General features: G+C 38.5%; 14 protein-coding genes and 2 tRNA genes. 13 read left to right on the forward strand and 3 right to left on the reverse strand.

Going from position 1 to position 17,698, the window contains the following annotated elements; translation table 11 throughout:
* The first annotated feature begins 193 nt into the window (after positions 1–193).
* A complete protein-coding gene (locus GAB14E_RS01425) occupies positions 194–955 on the forward strand; it encodes a Crp/Fnr family transcriptional regulator (protein WP_033084423.1) in 762 nt (253 codons plus the stop codon).
* A 160-nt stretch (positions 956–1,115) separates the two neighbouring features.
* Here GAB14E_RS01425 and GAB14E_RS01420 read toward each other — a convergent pair whose 3' ends face one another.
* Entirely contained in the window at positions 1,116–2,330 is a 1,215-nt protein-coding gene (locus GAB14E_RS01420) for a BamA/TamA family outer membrane protein (RefSeq protein WP_033084424.1), read from the reverse strand.
* A 272-nt stretch (positions 2,331–2,602) separates the two neighbouring features.
* Between GAB14E_RS01420 and GAB14E_RS01415 the strand changes: the two genes are divergently transcribed.
* The 10 genes from GAB14E_RS01415 (at position 2,603) to GAB14E_RS01370 (ending at position 13,890) form a co-directional block, all read left to right on the forward strand.
* Entirely contained in the window at positions 2,603–3,259 is a 657-nt protein-coding gene (locus tag GAB14E_RS01415; protein ID WP_052094109.1) for a hypothetical protein, read from the forward strand.
* Between the two features lie 84 nt (positions 3,260–3,343).
* Positions 3,344–5,554, forward strand: coding sequence for a carbohydrate-binding protein (locus tag GAB14E_RS01410; protein ID WP_033084425.1), 2,211 nt, complete (start codon positions 3,344–3,346; stop codon positions 5,552–5,554).
* A 74-nt stretch (positions 5,555–5,628) separates the two neighbouring features.
* Positions 5,629–6,321: a DUF3313 family protein gene (locus GAB14E_RS01405; protein WP_033084426.1), complete on the forward strand. Its 693-nt coding sequence runs from the start codon at positions 5,629–5,631 to the stop codon at positions 6,319–6,321.
* A 20-nt stretch (positions 6,322–6,341) separates the two neighbouring features.
* The gene (locus tag GAB14E_RS01400) at positions 6,342–7,676 is read left to right on the forward strand and encodes a BamA/TamA family outer membrane protein (RefSeq protein WP_052094111.1); all 1,335 of its coding nucleotides are present in this window, start codon (positions 6,342–6,344) and stop codon (positions 7,674–7,676) included.
* Positions 7,677–7,877: 201 nt separating this feature from the next.
* Positions 7,878–7,953 (forward strand) — tRNA-Val (locus GAB14E_RS01395).
* A 60-nt stretch (positions 7,954–8,013) separates the two neighbouring features.
* Positions 8,014–8,089, forward strand: a tRNA-Val gene (locus tag GAB14E_RS01390).
* A gap of 255 nt (positions 8,090–8,344) precedes the next feature.
* On the forward strand, positions 8,345–9,757 hold the full coding sequence (gene gltX / locus GAB14E_RS01385) for a glutamate--tRNA ligase (RefSeq protein WP_033084427.1): 1,413 nt from the start codon (positions 8,345–8,347) through the stop codon (positions 9,755–9,757).
* A gap of 120 nt (positions 9,758–9,877) precedes the next feature.
* The gene (locus GAB14E_RS01380) at positions 9,878–10,363 is read left to right on the forward strand and encodes a Cif family virulence factor (RefSeq protein WP_156115806.1); all 486 of its coding nucleotides are present in this window, start codon (positions 9,878–9,880) and stop codon (positions 10,361–10,363) included.
* 281 nt (positions 10,364–10,644) lie between these two features.
* Positions 10,645–11,994 (forward strand): DEAD/DEAH box helicase, encoded by a 1,350-nt coding sequence (locus tag GAB14E_RS01375; RefSeq protein ID WP_033084429.1) that lies wholly within the window; start codon positions 10,645–10,647, stop codon positions 11,992–11,994.
* Between the two features lie 228 nt (positions 11,995–12,222).
* Positions 12,223–13,890 carry an FMN-binding glutamate synthase family protein gene (locus GAB14E_RS01370; protein ID WP_033084430.1) on the forward strand — a complete coding sequence of 556 codons (1,668 nt, stop codon included), beginning with the start codon at positions 12,223–12,225 and terminating at the stop codon, positions 13,888–13,890.
* A 76-nt stretch (positions 13,891–13,966) separates the two neighbouring features.
* On the opposite strand, the gene GAB14E_RS01365 is transcribed toward GAB14E_RS01370, so the two are convergent.
* Complete coding sequence (locus GAB14E_RS01365; RefSeq protein WP_033084431.1) at positions 13,967–14,818, reverse strand: 23S rRNA (adenine(2030)-N(6))-methyltransferase RlmJ; 852 nt, start codon at positions 14,816–14,818, stop codon at positions 13,967–13,969.
* A gap of 96 nt (positions 14,819–14,914) precedes the next feature.
* Positions 14,915–16,507: an ABC-F family ATPase gene (locus GAB14E_RS01360; RefSeq protein WP_033084432.1), complete on the reverse strand. Its 1,593-nt coding sequence runs from the start codon at positions 16,505–16,507 to the stop codon at positions 14,915–14,917.
* 438 nt (positions 16,508–16,945) lie between these two features.
* On the opposite strand from GAB14E_RS01360, the gene GAB14E_RS24975 reads away from it, so the two are divergent.
* Positions 16,946–17,125, forward strand: coding sequence for a hypothetical protein (locus GAB14E_RS24975; protein WP_156115807.1), 180 nt, complete (start codon positions 16,946–16,948; stop codon positions 17,123–17,125).
* A 196-nt stretch (positions 17,126–17,321) separates the two neighbouring features.
* Positions 17,322–17,678 (forward strand): response regulator, encoded by a 357-nt coding sequence (locus GAB14E_RS01350; protein WP_033084434.1) that lies wholly within the window; start codon positions 17,322–17,324, stop codon positions 17,676–17,678.
* The last annotated feature ends 20 nt before the right edge of the window (positions 17,679–17,698 follow it).

Raw genomic sequence — 17,698 nt, forward strand, 5'->3', positions numbered from 1 at the left:
TAATTAATTACTCGCTAGGTAAAACTATTACTTAACCCGTTTGCTATCAGTGGAGCTATCATACGGAGATAACAAAAAGGCTACTGTCAGATAAGTGACAGTTTGCGACAACAAATTAAATTAATTGTACTCTTAAGCTTTCTAGGTAGAATATTGTCTACATTTCATTGGGTTTTAATACCGTGAGCAGATCATGAGCAAGGCCTTAATACCAGTAAGTCATCAAGCCAATGCCGCTTTAGTAAAGCAGGCAAAGTTGTTTGCCGAATTACCGCAAGTTTTATTGGAAAAAATGCAACGAGACTTTCATGTTACTACTTGGCATAAGGGTCAGTACATTAGTGCTGACGTATTAATGCAGCAGTTTTTTGTCTTGCTTGAAGGTCAAGTTGAACTGAAAAAAGTTCATCCAGAAACGGCTCGTGAGGCCACAGTTGATATATTTTACCCTGGTGATAGTTTTGATGTGATGGTGCTACTTGATGGCAAGCCACACGAGGTGATTATTGCGCCGCTAAATACTGTACGCTTGTTAAACATACCTATAGAGACGATGCGCCAGTGGATTTGGACTTACCCTGAAGTTAATAATCAATTTTTACCTTATTTAGCGCAGAAAATGCGCGAACACGAGCAGCGGGCGACCAGTTTGGTGCTACACGATACCAGCACACGTTTAAGTCGTTTGATCTTAAAACACATCGATAAAATAAACAGTTATAAAGGCGCACCAGACTGTGAGCATAACCAGCATTTGGTTAACGGCTTAAATGATGAAACATTAGCACGCATGGTGGGTTCAGTCAGACAAGTAGTTAACAAGCAACTCAGGCATTGGCAAGCGCAGGGTATTTTAGAGAAGAAACGTAATCAGTTAATTATTAAGGATTTACAGGCGTTGGAGCAAGAAGCGCATTTTGATACTCAGTATGGTCAAGCTCAATTGATCAAGTAAAGGTTCTAGTGAAGTAAACATAATCAAAGGTATCTTTATTTAGAAATAGGCATAGTTCTGGAGTACAGGCAAGCTGGTGCTCCCTTATTACCTATTGAACTAGTACCTTTACTGCCAGAACATTCTCTTTAATATTATCTCTAATTTAGTCTTTATCATTTTACCAGGTTGCGCCCGCTTGAATATAAACCACTGTATCCTCAGGCCCTGTGGCTAGATCTGTACCCATAGTAAAGCCATAACGCTTGGCAATTAAATAACGAAAGCCAACACCGTAGTTATGTACCGACTCCGCACTGCTTAATTCACTAAAGCTTTGTGCGGCTTTACCTACACCGGTGAAAGCATTAAATTTCCAGCGGTAGTTGTACTTATAAGTAAATTCAATTTCAGATACCACAACTTTATTGCCTTGATATCTAATCGCGGGTACACCGCGTAAATCAACACTAGGTGGCACATAAGAAGGCAACTTCACCTCATCATTGGCATTGACTCCGTCGTATTGCAGCCTTAAGGCAAATAGGAACTCTTTCGATAACTGCCAGTAATTTAACCCGGCAAAGTGATAACTCATATAGTCAACATCACTACCTATGGCGTCATCAAAACGGGTTATATGCATTTGGTAGTCAAAGCCGTGTTCTGGGTTCATAGGATTATTTCTAGAGTCATATTCAGCAAGTAGACCTAAACCTGAAGTGGTCATTGATTGAGATAAATGATGATCAAAAAAATTATTGACCGTATCATTTAACGTATCAGCAGGAAGAAAGCTAACATCTTTAACGTTGGCTAAACTTGTTTCTACACTTCTATAGACCTGACGACCGCCAACAAACCACTTGCTTTCTCCAAGGCGCATTTTCAATTCTTGCAAGACTATCGGACCATTGATATTTAGCTCAATTGGCCGCTTTAACTCAGTACCACCTAATGAATAAAAATCTAAATTGAAATCGCTATACAACATATAACCTTTGTAACGTACTGTATCTTTAAGCCAAAAGCCCATATGACCAAAACCAAAACCTTTACTGCCATTAGCAGTAGCGCCAGCGCCGATTAAAGATATATTACTCGGCAAAACGAAGTGTTCACTGTCTTTACTATGGCTAATTCGTTGTGTTTTTTGTTCGTCGGACTCATGAAAAAACACCCCTAATAGCGCTAAACCATTACCTGTTGCTGGCTCGGTAATAATAGTTGGAACGGGTAAAAATCCTAAGGGTACTTCAGAAAGGTAGCGACTTGCATCTAACATGCCGTCATCTGGATCGAACATATATTTGTCAATAAAAGATGTGGCATTGACCGTTGTCGTTAAGCTCAGCAATAAAGAGCTGAGTATAAATTTATTTCTATTTTTAAACATTAGAATCCTTTCATCAATTACTTGTGTTTTTATAAATTAGCCGTGTATTTTTCTGCAACTATAAGTGCTATTAATTTTAGTGACTGACAGTTTTAACATACAAATTTAGTCCCGCTAGAATAATGGCTAAAGGATTTAAATACTATAAAAACAATAGAAAATTGTCACTTGAAGTTAGTAATATTTTAATACAAAATACTATTTGTTAGATCGCTCTAACGAATTAATTTTAAATGGAAATAATATCTTATGAAGGAATATTTGCAGTGAAAATGAATCAATTATCAATGCTACTATTGTGTAGCAGCCTAGTAATAGTTCCTGGCGCTTTAAAAGCTGCTGAAAGTACCAAAAAACAAGTTGATATTTCTGATCCCATGGCCGTCTATACTGGCGGAGCTATAACCGGGGGAAATGAAGGTTTAGGTGGCGCTTTTCAATTTGGGCTTCATAAAGGCGACTGGGGCATATTAGGCAAAGTTGAAGCAAAAAAGAACCTTGATGCCTATCGAGGACGTTTGTTTACTCCCAATAGTAAAACGGGCACCGGTATTTTTATCGACGCGGGTACGGATTCCTCTACCGTAGGCATTACGTCTAATTATGCCACTGTCGGTGTTTTACAGGTAATACCGTTAGCTAAACATTTAAGGCTATACGCAGGTTTAACTTATGGTAAGTCATGGGAAGCGCATGATCTTTTTGCAGAAACTAAAATTGCCATTGCTCAGTCATATTTCAAATATGATATTAACGATAAATTTTATATGATGTTAAATCCTCAATATACCTACGGTTTTGACGGTGAAAAAACACGTAAATTTATGATGGAGTTCAATTTTGGTTATCACATTGATGCAACCAAGTTAGTTTACCTTGAAACATCAACTGAAGACGTGGTCATTCTTAACTTCAAATTTAAGATTTAAGATAAGCTTTAAATTCAAACTTACAATTCAAGGTACAGCAAAAAAATACATCTACTTTTAACCATCAACATACAGGAACGTATAATGAGAATTAACTTTTATATCCATTGGCGAGAAAAACTAAAAACCATGCTTGTTTTTTGTTTTTTTGCTTGCGCTGCTTCTCCCACTTTAGCAGCCGATTGGCCGCAAGAGTTAACGGGTAATAAAGGCACTATTGTGGTGTATCAACCACAACCAGAAAAGCTGGTTGGTAATATACTGACAGGGCGAGCGGCAATGTCTTTGGAATTAAAAGATGAACCTGCACCTATATTTGGTGTATTTTGGTTCTCAGCAAAAATTGCCACGGACCGTAGTGAAAACACCGTTACTATTAGTCAATTAAAAGTCACTAAAGTGGGTTGGCCTGATTCCAAAGAAGCGGCAGAAAAACAATTCAGTCAATTTGTCGAAGCGCAATTAGCGCACTCGTCTTTCACCTCTTCGTTGTCAAAATTGACTGCCAGTTTAACCCATGAAGAGCAAGTTAAAGCCAGCCTTGCACAAATCAAAAATGACCCGCCAAACATTATATTTACGGATATTTTAACGGTATTACTTAGTTATGATGGCGAGCCTATTTTCAGAGATATTGAAAACAGTGATTATCAGCGAGCATTAAATACGCCATTAGCTGTAATAAAGAAACAACAGCAAGACAAGTTTTATTTAACCAGTGGCCACTTATGGTATCAAGCGTCAAATGCTTTAGGGCCTTGGTCAATTTTAGCCAGTCCGCCGGTAGATCTTAAAAAATTAATGCCTAAGCAAGAAGACCAAAGTGATACACCGCAAGTACTTAGCGCACCTAATATTATTACCGTGACCAAGCCGACTGAGCTGGTAGTTTCTGATGGTGATGAGAAGTGGACTAGTTTAGTGGGTGGTAAATTACTTTATGTTGAAAATACCGAAACCCCTTGGCTACGTGAGCTTAGCAGTGGTGATATGTATGTATTGTTATCAGGTCGTTGGTATAGCAGTAAGCATGAACAAGGTCCTTGGATTTTTGTTCGCGGTGATAAATTACCGAAGAGTTTCCAAGAAATTCCGCCAGAGTCAGCTATTGGCGGCTTAAGAACATCGGTTGCTGGTACAGATGAAGCTGAGCAAGCGGTATTAGATGCACAAATTCCACAAACCGCAGCGATAAAACGCAGTGAAGCGAAACTAACGGTGAACTATGATGGTGAGCCAAAATTTGTCCAGATAGTTGATACCCAAGTTGAGTATGCGGTTAATACCTCGGCGCAAGTACTTAAAATAGCGAATAAGTATTATGCAGTTGATAATGGTGTTTGGTTTGTTTCATCGCTTGCTAAAGGCCCATGGCGAGTGGCAGATAACATACCAAAAGAAGCCATAGCGCAAATTCCGCCTAGCTCACCTATGTATAACACTTCTTATGTGACAATTTATGATTCAACCCCTGAGGTTGTTTATGTAGGTTATACCCCCGGCTATTTATGGTCTTATCCTTATTATGGCGTACCTATATACGGTACCGGTTGGTATTACCCGCCTTATTATGTCGGCGGCTGGTATTACCCAAGACCACCTACATGGGGATTACATGTAGGTTATAACCCGTGGACAGGTTGGAATGTTGGTGTCAGTTGGGGCAGCCCATTCTTTAGGGTTGGCGTAGTATGGGGCGGTGGTTATCATCATCATCCAAGACCTTGTTGTGGTCGTTATTACGGTGGTGGTTACCGCGGCAATACCAACATTAATATTAACGGTAATGTCAATATTGGCAACTCGGTTAGTATTGCCAATCGTGCCCATGCACAGCAAAGAATTGCCGCTAATCCTGCCAATAGAGTGGGAGGTAAAATGGCGCAAGGCTCTCTAACAAATAACCGAAGCCGTAATTTATATAATCAAGGCATAAATAAAAAGCGTAATGCTATTACTAAGCCAACTAATCGCCAGTTAAATAAAGCCAAAGTTGCGCCAAAACGGACTAATAATGTTTATGCTGATAGAAATGGCGGTGTAGTACGTCATGAAAATGGCCAATGGCAAAACCGTAGCAATAAAAATTGGCAGTCTATTCCTAGACAGGGTTCGATGAATTCATCCACTCGTCCTATCTCTCAACCGAGTATTACTAAACCACATAATATACAAAGACCAAATAATCGCTCGTTTGATCATCAAACCATGAATAGAGAGCGTCATGGCCGCCAAATGGGCAACATGCCTCAAGGTGGCCATAGGCCTATGGGAAGCGTAAAACGAGGTAGGTAGCTTGCCCACTTTGACTGTACAACAGTAAATATAAATAAATACTAATGTTAAAACTGAAACTAAAAGGAATGAAGATGAAAAAACAACAAGGTATTAAACTCAGTATTATTGCTTTAGCTACCTCAATGGTTCTTGGCTGCACAACTACTAACCCATCGAATGCACCACAGGTTTCTCCAGAGGGCATGGAGTTAAAAAAATCTACGCGTTCTACTGTTGCTTATAAAAAAGAGGGAGTAGACTTTTCGCAATATGACAAAGTACAGATACTGCCAAGTGCCGTTGCTTTTAAGAAAAACTGGCAACGTGATTATAACCGAAATCAAAGTACATTATCGATGCGGGTAAGAGACAAAGATGTCATGCGTATTAAAGCAGATGTTGCGAAACTGTTTGATGAAGTATTTAAAGAGGAGTTCAGTAAGGACGCTAAGTTTCCTATTGTTGAAAAAGTTAGCTCAAATACTTTAGTGATAAGACCAGCCATTTTAAATTTAGATGTGGCTGCGCCCGACCTTAAATATGCAGGTAATGTGAAAACATATACCAGTGAAGCAGGGCAGGCAACTTTATTTTTAGAGCTTTATGATGGTGTCAGTGGTGAGATTTTAGCACGAATTATCAATACCTCAGCCGCTGGCGATGACAGCTATTATCAATGGGCAACACGTGTTTCTAACCGCGCTGATGCGAAACGTATGATCAGAAAGTGGGCTAAAGCATTACGTACAAAGTATGATGAAGCTCATGTTCCAACAGCTAAATAAATTGAGTTGAAAATATTTAAATGAATAAAGTGTTTAACTATGGCCTAGCAAGCACTTGTATATCGGTTTTTGTTACTTGTACATTACTAGCGGTTTTTATCGGTAATGTGCAAGCAAAACCGCCTGGACAAGTTAAGTATTCGGTAGAAAGACAAGAAAATACTAAAATGCGCGAGAGTTTAGTATTGCCGTTTGTTTTTAGTACTGATGATTTAGGCACTGTTTTCGGTGTTGGCGCCATGGCAACTGGTTTATATCAAAAACAAATGACTGTTGGCGGTACTGTTTATGGTGGCGGTGATACTAAGGGCTTTGGCTATGGTCTGTGGGATTATCGTGTTTTTGATAGTGAGCGATTTTTTTTAAGCTCTGTTGGTATGATGGGAGAATTTCCATTATTACGCGCCTATGCACCTTTACCCGGAGGTTTTGACCAAACACCGCGACCAGGCTCTAATGATTCAAGCTTTGACGACTTTATTCAAGCTGAGGGTTCAAGTAACTGGTGGGATGTTAAGTTAGAGTATGTCTTACCTTGGGGCAGTGCACAAAAACACAGTATGGCTCGTTATCAATTAGAAGGCGGATTATTAAAAAACGATGAGCAACAAGCGGATTGGAATCCATTTAAAACTGGTACTAGCATTTTAATTGCTCGGCAGTTTAATCGTTACCAGCAATATAGAGATGAAGAGGGGGAGCTTTCTGGTGCAGTGCACGCGCTCGAATTAGGCCTGCTTTATGATAATACTGACTTTCCAGCAAATCCTAGTCAAGGTAGCTCGCAATACATTGCCTTTACCTATAACCCTAAGTGGTTAGAGTCTAAAGAGCAGTGGACCTTTATTGAACTGGAAGCGAGTAAATATTTTTCGTTAGGGGCAAACTCCTTTGCCAAACAGAATATTATCGCCCTAAATGCTTGGGCAGGATATTCACCAAGCTGGCAAGTTACTGTTGATGATGCTGGCAATAGTTTAGTCACAAATAATGCGCCCTTTCTTGAAGGAGCAACATTAGGTGGCATGTATAGGATGAGAGGTTTTAGGCAAAATCGTTTTCATGATAAAGCTGCGATATATGCAACGGCTGAATACCGTATGACCTTAGACTATAACCCAGTAGCTAATATACGTTGGCTAAATTTTTTACATCTCGATTGGTTGCAAACAGTATTTTATGTGGAAGGCGGCAGAGTGTCACCGACTTTTAATAGGGAAACTCTGTTTTCGGATTGGAAATATGATGCTGGCATATCTTTACGCGCGTTAACTGCAGGTATTGTTGTTCGCTTAGACTTCACCAAGTCAAAAGAAGGTACCAGCACTTGGTTGATGGTGGGGCATCCTTTTTAGATTTCCTGAAGTAGAGTCAAATTGATTTTTATGCATACTAATGCAGCTTTATGAGTAAAATTAAATCAAACAGTTAACTTTTTGAAAAAAGTCAGAGATTTTACTGATTTTCTGTTGACAGCTTTTTCTATCTCCCTATAATACGCCCCACTGAAACGCAGACGGTCTAGCCAAAAACGTGACAGTGTTTAGAAGTAAAACGGACGATTAGCTCAGTTGGGAGAGCACCGCCCTTACAAGGCGGGGGTCACTGGTTCAAGCCCAGTATCGTCCACCACTTTTTATTTTATTAAAAATATTAAGTACATTCTTTTCCATAAAGAATTAAAACTAAAATGGACGATTAGCTCAGTTGGGAGAGCACCGCCCTTACAAGGCGGGGGTCACTGGTTCAAGCCCAGTATCGTCCACCATATTTAAAACTCCAAAACTCCAAAACTCCAAAACTCCAAAACTCCAAAACTCCAAAACTCCAAAACTCCAAAACTCTGACTTCAATGGTTACAGTCTATTAATTTATTCACATATGATTGTTGAAAAGATAAGTTATTTAATTACATCAAAGTGATGAATTGTCTTAATCGCAATGCTAAAATGCCGTCAATTTATTGATTTATACTCTTAATGCCGCCAAAAGGCGTTATGAGTGACACCTTGTAGAGATTCTTATGACTTTAACAACACGCTTTGCCCCAAGCCCAACAGGTTATTTACATGTTGGTGGTGCTCGTACTGCCTTATACAGCTGGTTATATGCCCAGAAAAATGGCGGTGACTTCATTCTTCGTATCGAAGATACCGATTTAGAGCGTTCTACCCAAGCGTCTGTTGATGCCATTATGGATGGTATGAACTGGTTAGATCTTAAATGGACACATGGTCCATATTTTCAAACTGAACGTTTCGATCGTTATAAAGAAGTGATTGAACAGTTACTTGCCTCAGGTAATGCTTATCGTTGTTACAGCACCAGCGAAGAAGTTGATGTAATGCGTGAAGAAGCGAAAGCAGCAGGCGGCATAGAAAAATACAATGGTTTATGGCGTGATCGTACTGATCACCCAACAGATAAACCTTTTGTTATTCGATTTAAAAATCCTATTGGTGGCGACGTTGTTATTAAAGATATGGTTAAAGGTGATATTACCATCAGTAATGACCAATTAGATGATTTAATTCTTGCTCGCTCTGACGGCACGCCAACGTATAACTTAACGGTTGTTGTTGATGATTGGGATATGAAAGTATCACACGTTGTTCGTGGTGATGATCATATTAGTAACACGCCTAAACAAATTAATATTCTTAGCGCCTTAGGTGCTGATATCCCTGAGTATGCTCATATCCCAATGATTTTGGGTGATGATGGTAAACGTTTATCTAAACGTCATGGCGCTGTAGGTGTTATGCAATATCGTGATGATGGTTATTTACCTGAAGCCTTACTAAATTATTTAGTGCGCTTAGGTTGGTCTCATGGTGATCAAGAAATCTTCTCTCGTGAAGAGATGATTGAATTATTTGATTTAAAAGACTGTAACCGTGCAGCGTCTGGTTTTAATACTGATAAACTAATTTGGGTAAACCAACACTACATGAAAACCATGGATCCAGCTTATGTTGCAGAACACCTTGCTTGGCATATGGCTGATCAAGGTATCAATACAGAAAACGGTCCTGCACTTGCTGATGTTGTTAAAATTCAAGCTGACCGAGTTAAAACGTTGAAAGAAATGGCTGAGATCTCTCGTTATTTCTATGAAGACTTTACTGAACTTGATGCTAAAGCTGTTAAAAAGCATTTACGTCCTGTAGTTAAAGAGCCAATGATATTAGTTAAAGAAAAGCTAGCCGCATTAACTGATTGGTCACCTGAGCCTATTCATGCAGCAATTAACGATACTGCGGTAGAGTTAGAGTTAGGCATGGGCAAAGTTGGTATGCCACTGCGTGTTGCAGCAACAGGTGGTGGTAATTCGCCATCACTTGATATTACTTTAGCCTTGTTAGATCAAAGCAAAGTGATTGAGAGAATTGAGCAAGCTTTAGTGGTAGTTGAAGCAAGAATTGCCAACAGTTAGCTTTTATTAGATTGAATAAATACAAAGCCATTGGTATTCATTTATCAGTGGTTTTTTTTGCATAAAATAAAGTTTTGCAATATTGTATGCAATTACTACTTCTATGTGATGATGACTTTAATGAAAGAAAATATCTATAAATTTATTGTACTATTTTTACTGTGCATTAATAGTGCTTTGGCTGATGATAAAACTATTGTTGAACTCGATGCAACGTGGGCAGAAATGTCTAGGATAGTGGCTGAAGGAGATTTCAGTGGTTTAAAAGCAGCTTATCATCCCGATGCCATTTTTGTCAGTGGCTCGGCTAAAACGAGTTATTCAATGGATAAAGCTTTTCTGCGCTGGCAGCAAGACTTTGCTGACACAAAAGCAGGAAAAATACTTGCCCAGGTTGATTTTAGGTTGTCATCGCGTATGCATAATCAAAATTCCGCGCATGAAACAGGAATGTATCACTACTTCAGTATTGATGAAGCGGGAAAACGTAATGACTATTACGTTCAATTAGAAGCATTATTTGTCAAAAAATCAGGCAAGTGGTTAATGATGATGGAATTTCAAAAGTCTTCTTCAACGAAGATGCAATGGGATTTATTACAGTAAAGTAGCTTAATTAATTCTGTCATTGCTTTAAAGCCGCCACAATAGCTAATTAGTTTAGCTATTGTGGCGTATCCCCATCACATTTGAAGATGCTCCTACATTCTCTATTAAGCTGCATCCATGCATCGTGATTGATTTTGACAAGGGAACAACCATTCTCTTCAATCAATGCCTTGCCTCTAAGCCTTTAAATTCTCGCTGAAACCTGCATCTTCAGGTGTAATGGGTATATAACTTCGGTATAATAAGCGTTTTCATCTTAGTGGTTTTGGAGTATTAGTTTGCAATTTAGTGATTTTGGTTTGGACAGATGTTTAATCGATACAGTTAATCATCTTGGTTTTAGCGAGCCAACACAAATTCAGCAACAGGCTATTCCTGCGGCGATGGCCGGGCATGACTTAATTGCCTCGTCGAAAACTGGCTCAGGTAAAACCTTAGCTTTTATTCTTCCGGCGATTCAAAGGTTAAGTAAAAACCGTGCTTTATCTAAGCGTGATCCACGTGTGGTAATTTTAACGCCAACACGTGAATTAGCTAAACAAGTGTTTAGTCAATTACGTTTGTTTACCGCTAATACTCAATTTAAAGCCGTGCTTATTTTAGGTGGAGAAAACTTTAATGATCAAGTGAAAGTCTTGGAGAAAGACCCGCATTTTATTGTTGCTACACCAGGTCGATTGGCTGATCACTTAACTCAAGGTCACTTTCATTTAAATGGTTTAGAACTGCTTATTTTAGATGAAGCGGATCGTATGCTTGATTTAGGATTTAGTAAAGAGCTTACGCAGATAAATAATGCAGCCGATCATCGTAAACGTCAAACGTTACTGTTTTCAGCAACCTTAGATCATGCGCAAGTTAATGACTTTGCAAAAGAGTTATTAAAAAAGCCTAAACGTGTCGCTATCGAGTCGGCTCATACCGAACATGAAGACATTACTAAACGTTTCTACCTTGCTGATAATCTCATGCAGAAAGAAGAGCTATTGCAGCACTTTTTAGTTACTGAAAAGTCACGTCAAATCATTATTTTTACTGCCACCCGTAGTGATACTGACCGTTTAGCTAAGGTACTTACCGAACAAGACCTCAATGCAGTAGCGTTAAGTGGTGACTTAAACCAAGGTCAACGTAATCAGATTATGGACAGTTTTGCTAAGGGTCAGCACAAAATATTGGTAACTACTGATTTAGCCTCACGTGGCCTTGATTTAATCAATGTGTCGCATGTTATCAATTTTGATATGCCAAAGCATACTGAAGAATTTGTTCATCGTATCGGCCGTACAGGACGCGCAGGAACTAAAGGTGACGCAATTTCATTAGTCGGGCCAAATGACTGGCTAAGTTTTAAAAACGTTGAAGCCTTTTTACAGCAAAAAATAAGCTTTACAAAAGTTGAAGGTATTAAAGTTAAGTTTAAAGGCTTAAAACCTAAAAAAGCAAAACCAGTTAAAGCTAAAGCCAATGTTGTTAAAGATGAAAAATCCGTGTCAAATAAACCAAGGAAAGTTATTAAGAAAACGTTCCTTGATATTCAAGATGCCGGCGCAATGAAAATTATTAAGCGTAAGAAAGCATTAACACCAGAGCAAATTGAAGATGCCACTAAGAAGGAGCAGGATTAACACCTGTACTTCATCAGGGATAAACCTCTGGGTAAATAGATAGAAAGGCAACTACGGTTGCCTTTTTTTATGGCAAAACTAAAATACAAAGTTACTGACATCGTTGATAAAATATCGTATTCAATAAATAGAGCATAATAATAAGTTATTACTAACAAGATATTTGATAGTTAGGTATGATTAATGTGATTGATATATATAATAATTATAATTTCATAAGGATATTTCATGACCATAATGCAAAAAGTACTCTGGTTAATTATCAGCTTAGGTAATTTTTCCACAGGTTACTTTTATATGCATAACCAAGGTGTATTTGGTTTTGCTTTATTAGTGACAACATTACTCTATAGCCTTATCGGTATATACGATGTCTTTTATAGTCGACACAGTTTGAATCGTCTTTATCCGGTAGTGGCCTATCTGCGTTATTTTCTTGAATCTTATCGTGTTGAAATTCAGCAGTACTTTATTGCTAATGACACTGAAGAGCGACCTTTTAACCGCGAGCAACGTACCTTAGTGTATCAACGTGCTAAAAATGTCCGCGATACTATCGCTTTTGGTACCCAGCGTAACCTCGTCGAAGATAATTATTTAAGTTTATGGCATTCACTATCGCCAACCCATATAAAAGAAAGTGCAAAGAGAATTACAATCGGCGGTGATAGCTGCAAGCAGCCATACTCAGCATCTTACTTAAATATCTCGGCTATGAGCTTTGGCTCGTTAAGTACTAATGCCATTGAGGCGCTTAATTTAGGCGCTAAAAAAGCAGGTTGTTATCATAATACTGGCGAAGGGGCTGCGAGTCCTTATCATTTAAAACATGGCGGTGATATTGTTTGGCAACTTGGTACCGGGCTTTTTGGTTGCCGTGATGCACAAGGGCGTTTCAATCCTGATAGCTTTGAGAAAACAGCTAAACTACCACAAATAAAAATGATAGAAATAAAATTAAGTCAGGGTGCAAAACCAGGTCATGGTGGTGTATTGCCTAAAGCTAAAATTACCGATGAAATAGCCCGTATTAGACATATCTCAAAAGATCATGATTGTATTTCACCAGCGGTTAACCCTGAGTGTACTTCCCCTAAAGACCTACTTGCTTTTATCGAACAATTACGCGATTTAAGTGGTGGCAAGCCTGTTGGTTTTAAGCTCTGTATTGGTAATCCTGCGGAATTCTTAAGTATTTGTAAGGCTATGTTAGAGACAGGTATTACGCCTGATTTTATTACTGTCGATGGCGCCGAAGGGGGGACAGGTGCAGCGCCGGTAGAATTTACTAACCGCTTAGGTTTAATCTGTTTAGAGGGCATTAGCATAGTCAATAGCGCCTTGGTTGGTGTTGGACTAAGGCACAAAATAAAAATAATTGCTTCAGGTAAAACCGCATCAAGTTTTGATTTATTGGCAAAAATAGCTGCTGGTGCTGATGTGGTGAATGCGGCAAGAACTATGATGATGGCCATTGGTTGTATCCAATCAAGGCATTGTAATACCAACCTTTGTCCGACTGGTGTCGCAACCCAAGATCCCGCTAGAGCTAAAGCCATTGATGTTGAGAGTAAAAGCGATCGCGTTAAAAACTTCCATGATAATACCTTAGCCAGTTTCTTTGAACTTGTGGGCAGTATGGGTTTGGACGACCCTGCGAAATTGGTCCCGCAAATGATAAAAAGACGTTCGCCTTATGGTATGCAAATGTCGATGGGTAGTCTGGTAGAGCCATTATCAGAAAATGCTCTAATTGACCAATCAGCAAGTAACAGTGAACTGGATGAGTCTTGGCAACATTGGTGGGATGCCAGTAGTGCAGAACAGTTTTATGTGGATGATTTCTTTATCTTGAAAGCGCCTGAGTTTCATCAGACAAAAATGAAAAGTGCTTAGTCAGTTAGAAACCTTAATAATTATGCTATTAAGGTTTTGTTATGCTGAAATATGTCAGGGCAAGTTATGAATGACTTTATTCAGCAATAAGTTGCTTTAGGGTGTAACTGGTATTAGCACTACCTAATTTAGTTTTCATATAAGGTAATATTTCTTCAAGTTGGGCAGCCAGTTGCCATGGCGCGTTGACAATAAATAAGCCTGTGCCCGTCATGCCATATTCTTCGCTGTCATTTTCTAGGCAAAACTCTACTTGTAGCAGATTTTTAACATGGCTATCAATAAAGTCTTTTTCCATCTTATCACTGAAGTCACGCTTAACAACCGGATACCAAAGAATATAAGTGCCTGTTGGAAATTTTGTATAGGCCTTAATAATGGTCTTTACCGCTTTTTGATAATCCTCTTTCAACTCATAAGGCGGATCGATTAAAACCACTCCACGACGACTCGGAGGTGGTAATAATCCAAGTACACCTTTATAACCATCAGATTGTTTAACAAATACTTTACGCCAGCGTTGGCAAAAATCTTCTAAGTGCTTAATATCTGTTGGATGCAATTCAAAAAGGTGACTACTGTCTTGACGACGAACAAAAGCTTTCGCTATACCCGGAGAGCCAGGGTAAACTTCTAGATCGTTACTTAGGTCATTGCTGAGGTTAAGGCTGTTAATTAAAGATAAATAAGGCGCAAGTGCTTCTGGTGCGTTTTCATCGTTAATGATTTTAGCAATACCGTCTTTATACTCACCGGTTTTTTGGGCATATTCATCGGCTAATTGATACATACCAGCACCAGAATGACTATCTATATAACAAAAGCCTTTTTCTTTACGAGTCATATAATCAAGTACAAGTGATAAGACGCTATGTTTTAATACATCGGCAAAATTGCCAGCATGAAAAGCGTGACGATAACTAAGCAAGGTAACTCCTTAAAAGGGTGGTATTAAACGGGAAGAAAGTCGGCTATCAGATACTATAAATGATAGCCATTAGTATTATGTTTCTTAAATAGCAGCTTAAACTTGGCTGGCTAAATATTCATCGTAAGTTCCGGCAAAGTCAATATAACCGTCTTTGGTTAATTCAATAATGCGTGTAGCGATAGTTGAAACAAACTCTCGGTCGTGACTAACGAATAAAAGTGTACCTTCGTACTGCTCCAATGCCATATTTAATGACTCAATTGATTCCATATCCATGTGGTTGGTTGGCTCATCAAGTAATAATATATTTGGATTTTGCATCATTAGTTTACCAAACAACATACGACCTTTTTCACCACCAGATAATACCTTAATTGATTTCTTGATATCATCGGCAGAGAACAGTAAACGACCCAAATAACCACGAACTGATTGCTCGTCGTCCGTTGGTTGGCGCCATTGGCTCATCCACTCAAATAAATTCATGTCATTTTCAAATTCATATTCATGGTCTTGCGCGTAATAACCAATGTTAACGTTCTCTGACCAAGTAAATTCACCAGAGTCTTGCTCATAGCCAACTTCACTCATTAATGAGCGTAATAAAGTGGTTTTACCAATACCATTTTCACCAATAATAGCGATACGTTCACCCACTTCAATTAACGCGGAAATGTCTTTTAATACGTGAGAGTCATCGAAACTTTTATTGAGTTTCTCTATTACTATGGCATTACGGAATAATTTCTTTTCTTGCTCAAAACGAATGAACGGATTACTACGACTTGACGCTTTTACTTCATCAAGTTGAATTTTATCTATACGTTTTGCGCGTGAAGTGGCTTGTTTTGCTTTTGATGCATTAGCAGAGAAACGCGCAACGAAGGCTTGTAACTCACCAATTTGTGCTTTTTTCTTAGCGTTATCTGACAATAAACGCGCTCTAGCTTGCGTAGCAGCCAACATGTATTCATCATAGTTGCCTGGGTAAACGCGTAGTTCACCATAATCTAAATCAGCCATGTGGGTACAAACACTGTTCAAAAAATGTCTATCATGTGAAATGATGATCATGGTTGAATTACGTTCATTTAAGGTTTCTTCTAACCACTGGATAGTGTGAATATCCAAGTTGTTGGTTGGCTCATCAAGTAATAATATATCGGGGTCTGAAAATAGTGCTTGGGCTAGTAATATACGTAATTTAAAACCTGGCGCTATTTCACTCATAAAACCGTAATGTTGTTCTACAGGAATACCAACACCAATTAATAGCTCGCCAGCGCGACTTTCCGCACTGTAACCATCCATCTCAGCATATTCAGACTCTAAATCGCCTACTTTCATACCATCAGCTTCGCTCATTTCAGGCAAAGCATATATACGGTCACGTTCTTCTTTAACTGCCCAAAGCTCGGTATGACCCATAATAACGGTATCAATAACACTATTGCTTTCAAAAGCGAATTGGTCTTGTCGTAATTTACCTAAGCGCTCACCAGTATCAAGGGTAACATTGCCTGATGTTTGCTCTAAATCACCACCTAAAATTTTCATAAAGGTAGATTTACCACAACCATTGGCGCCAATTAAACCGTAACGATTACCGCCACCAAATTTTTGTGAGATGTTTTCAAACAATGGCTTAGCGCCAAATTGCTGGGTGATGTTATTTGCTGCTAGCATGATGAGTTCCGTCGAATGTTATTATTTACTGGGTATAGCTCGGTAAATTTTTTGGTATATAAAGCTATAAAATATGCGCGCGATTATACACTAGTGTAGAAAAGTCGCATACGATAATTTCGATATTACCTTTTCTATGAAATGCCTTGGTAGGCAATTTAGAGTAGCCAAAACAAGCCGACATAAGCAAATATAACATATTCACATATACTTAATAGATGGATAAAAATGCTTTCAGGGAGGATGTTTTCACTTCTAAATTGAATAAGAGGTAGTATTATGAAAACACTCATAAAGTTTTTCTATTTAAGCACCTTTGTATTTTTTGCTATTACATCTAAACCATTTCGGCTCGTTGGGATCTATAGTCAAAAGCGATTTTTAACTATAGCCAAAGAAGTTGGGCTGAAGGTGTCGTCAGATAAAGCAGTATGGATCATGAATAAAATTAACAGCAAAATTAATGAGCTGAAAGGTTTTGTTAAAAGCCAAGAAAGCTTTGATTCAACCCATAAGGTAGCTGTATCGTTAACGGACGAAATCAATAAACTTGTACAAGCACTTATCGATGAAAACAAAAATAGCCTTATTTATCGATGTTTTGTCAGGTTTACTTAAAACCACACCCTATACTGCTTTAATCCCTTGCTGATGTAAAATGGTAGCTATCATTTTCAATAATCCAGCTCACTTGGTTTTTATCTTTATGGTTAAGCTCGCTATTTTTTATTGATTAGCTTGATAAAATCCAAGTCCCTGCATAAGCTTTCTAGCAACTTTATAATCTTTTATAAGTTAACCTTTAGGGGGCGCAATGAGTAAAACAATATTAGTGGTTGATGACAGCTTAGTTTCACGCATGATGATAAAAACAATTATACAATCCCATGTAGAAGGGGTCGATATAATTGAGGCTGGTAATGGAGTGCAAGGGCTCGATAAAGTGAATAATGGTAAGGATATTGATATAGCTTTTGTTGATTTCAATATGCCGGGAATGACCGGACTTGAATTAATTGGTGCTTTAGCTGAAAAGTTAACCATTCCTAAGGTAGCTTTGCTAACCGCTAATATTCAAGATGAAATTAAAGCACAGGCTATAGCTGCTGGCGTGACATTTATGAATAAACCTATTAATGAAGAGGTTATCGCAACTTTTTTACATCGCTAGTCGTATGAACTACAAACGAG

The sequence above is a fragment of the Colwellia psychrerythraea genome, assembly GCF_000764185.1.
Taxonomy (GTDB): domain Bacteria; phylum Pseudomonadota; class Gammaproteobacteria; order Enterobacterales; family Alteromonadaceae; genus Colwellia; species Colwellia psychrerythraea_B.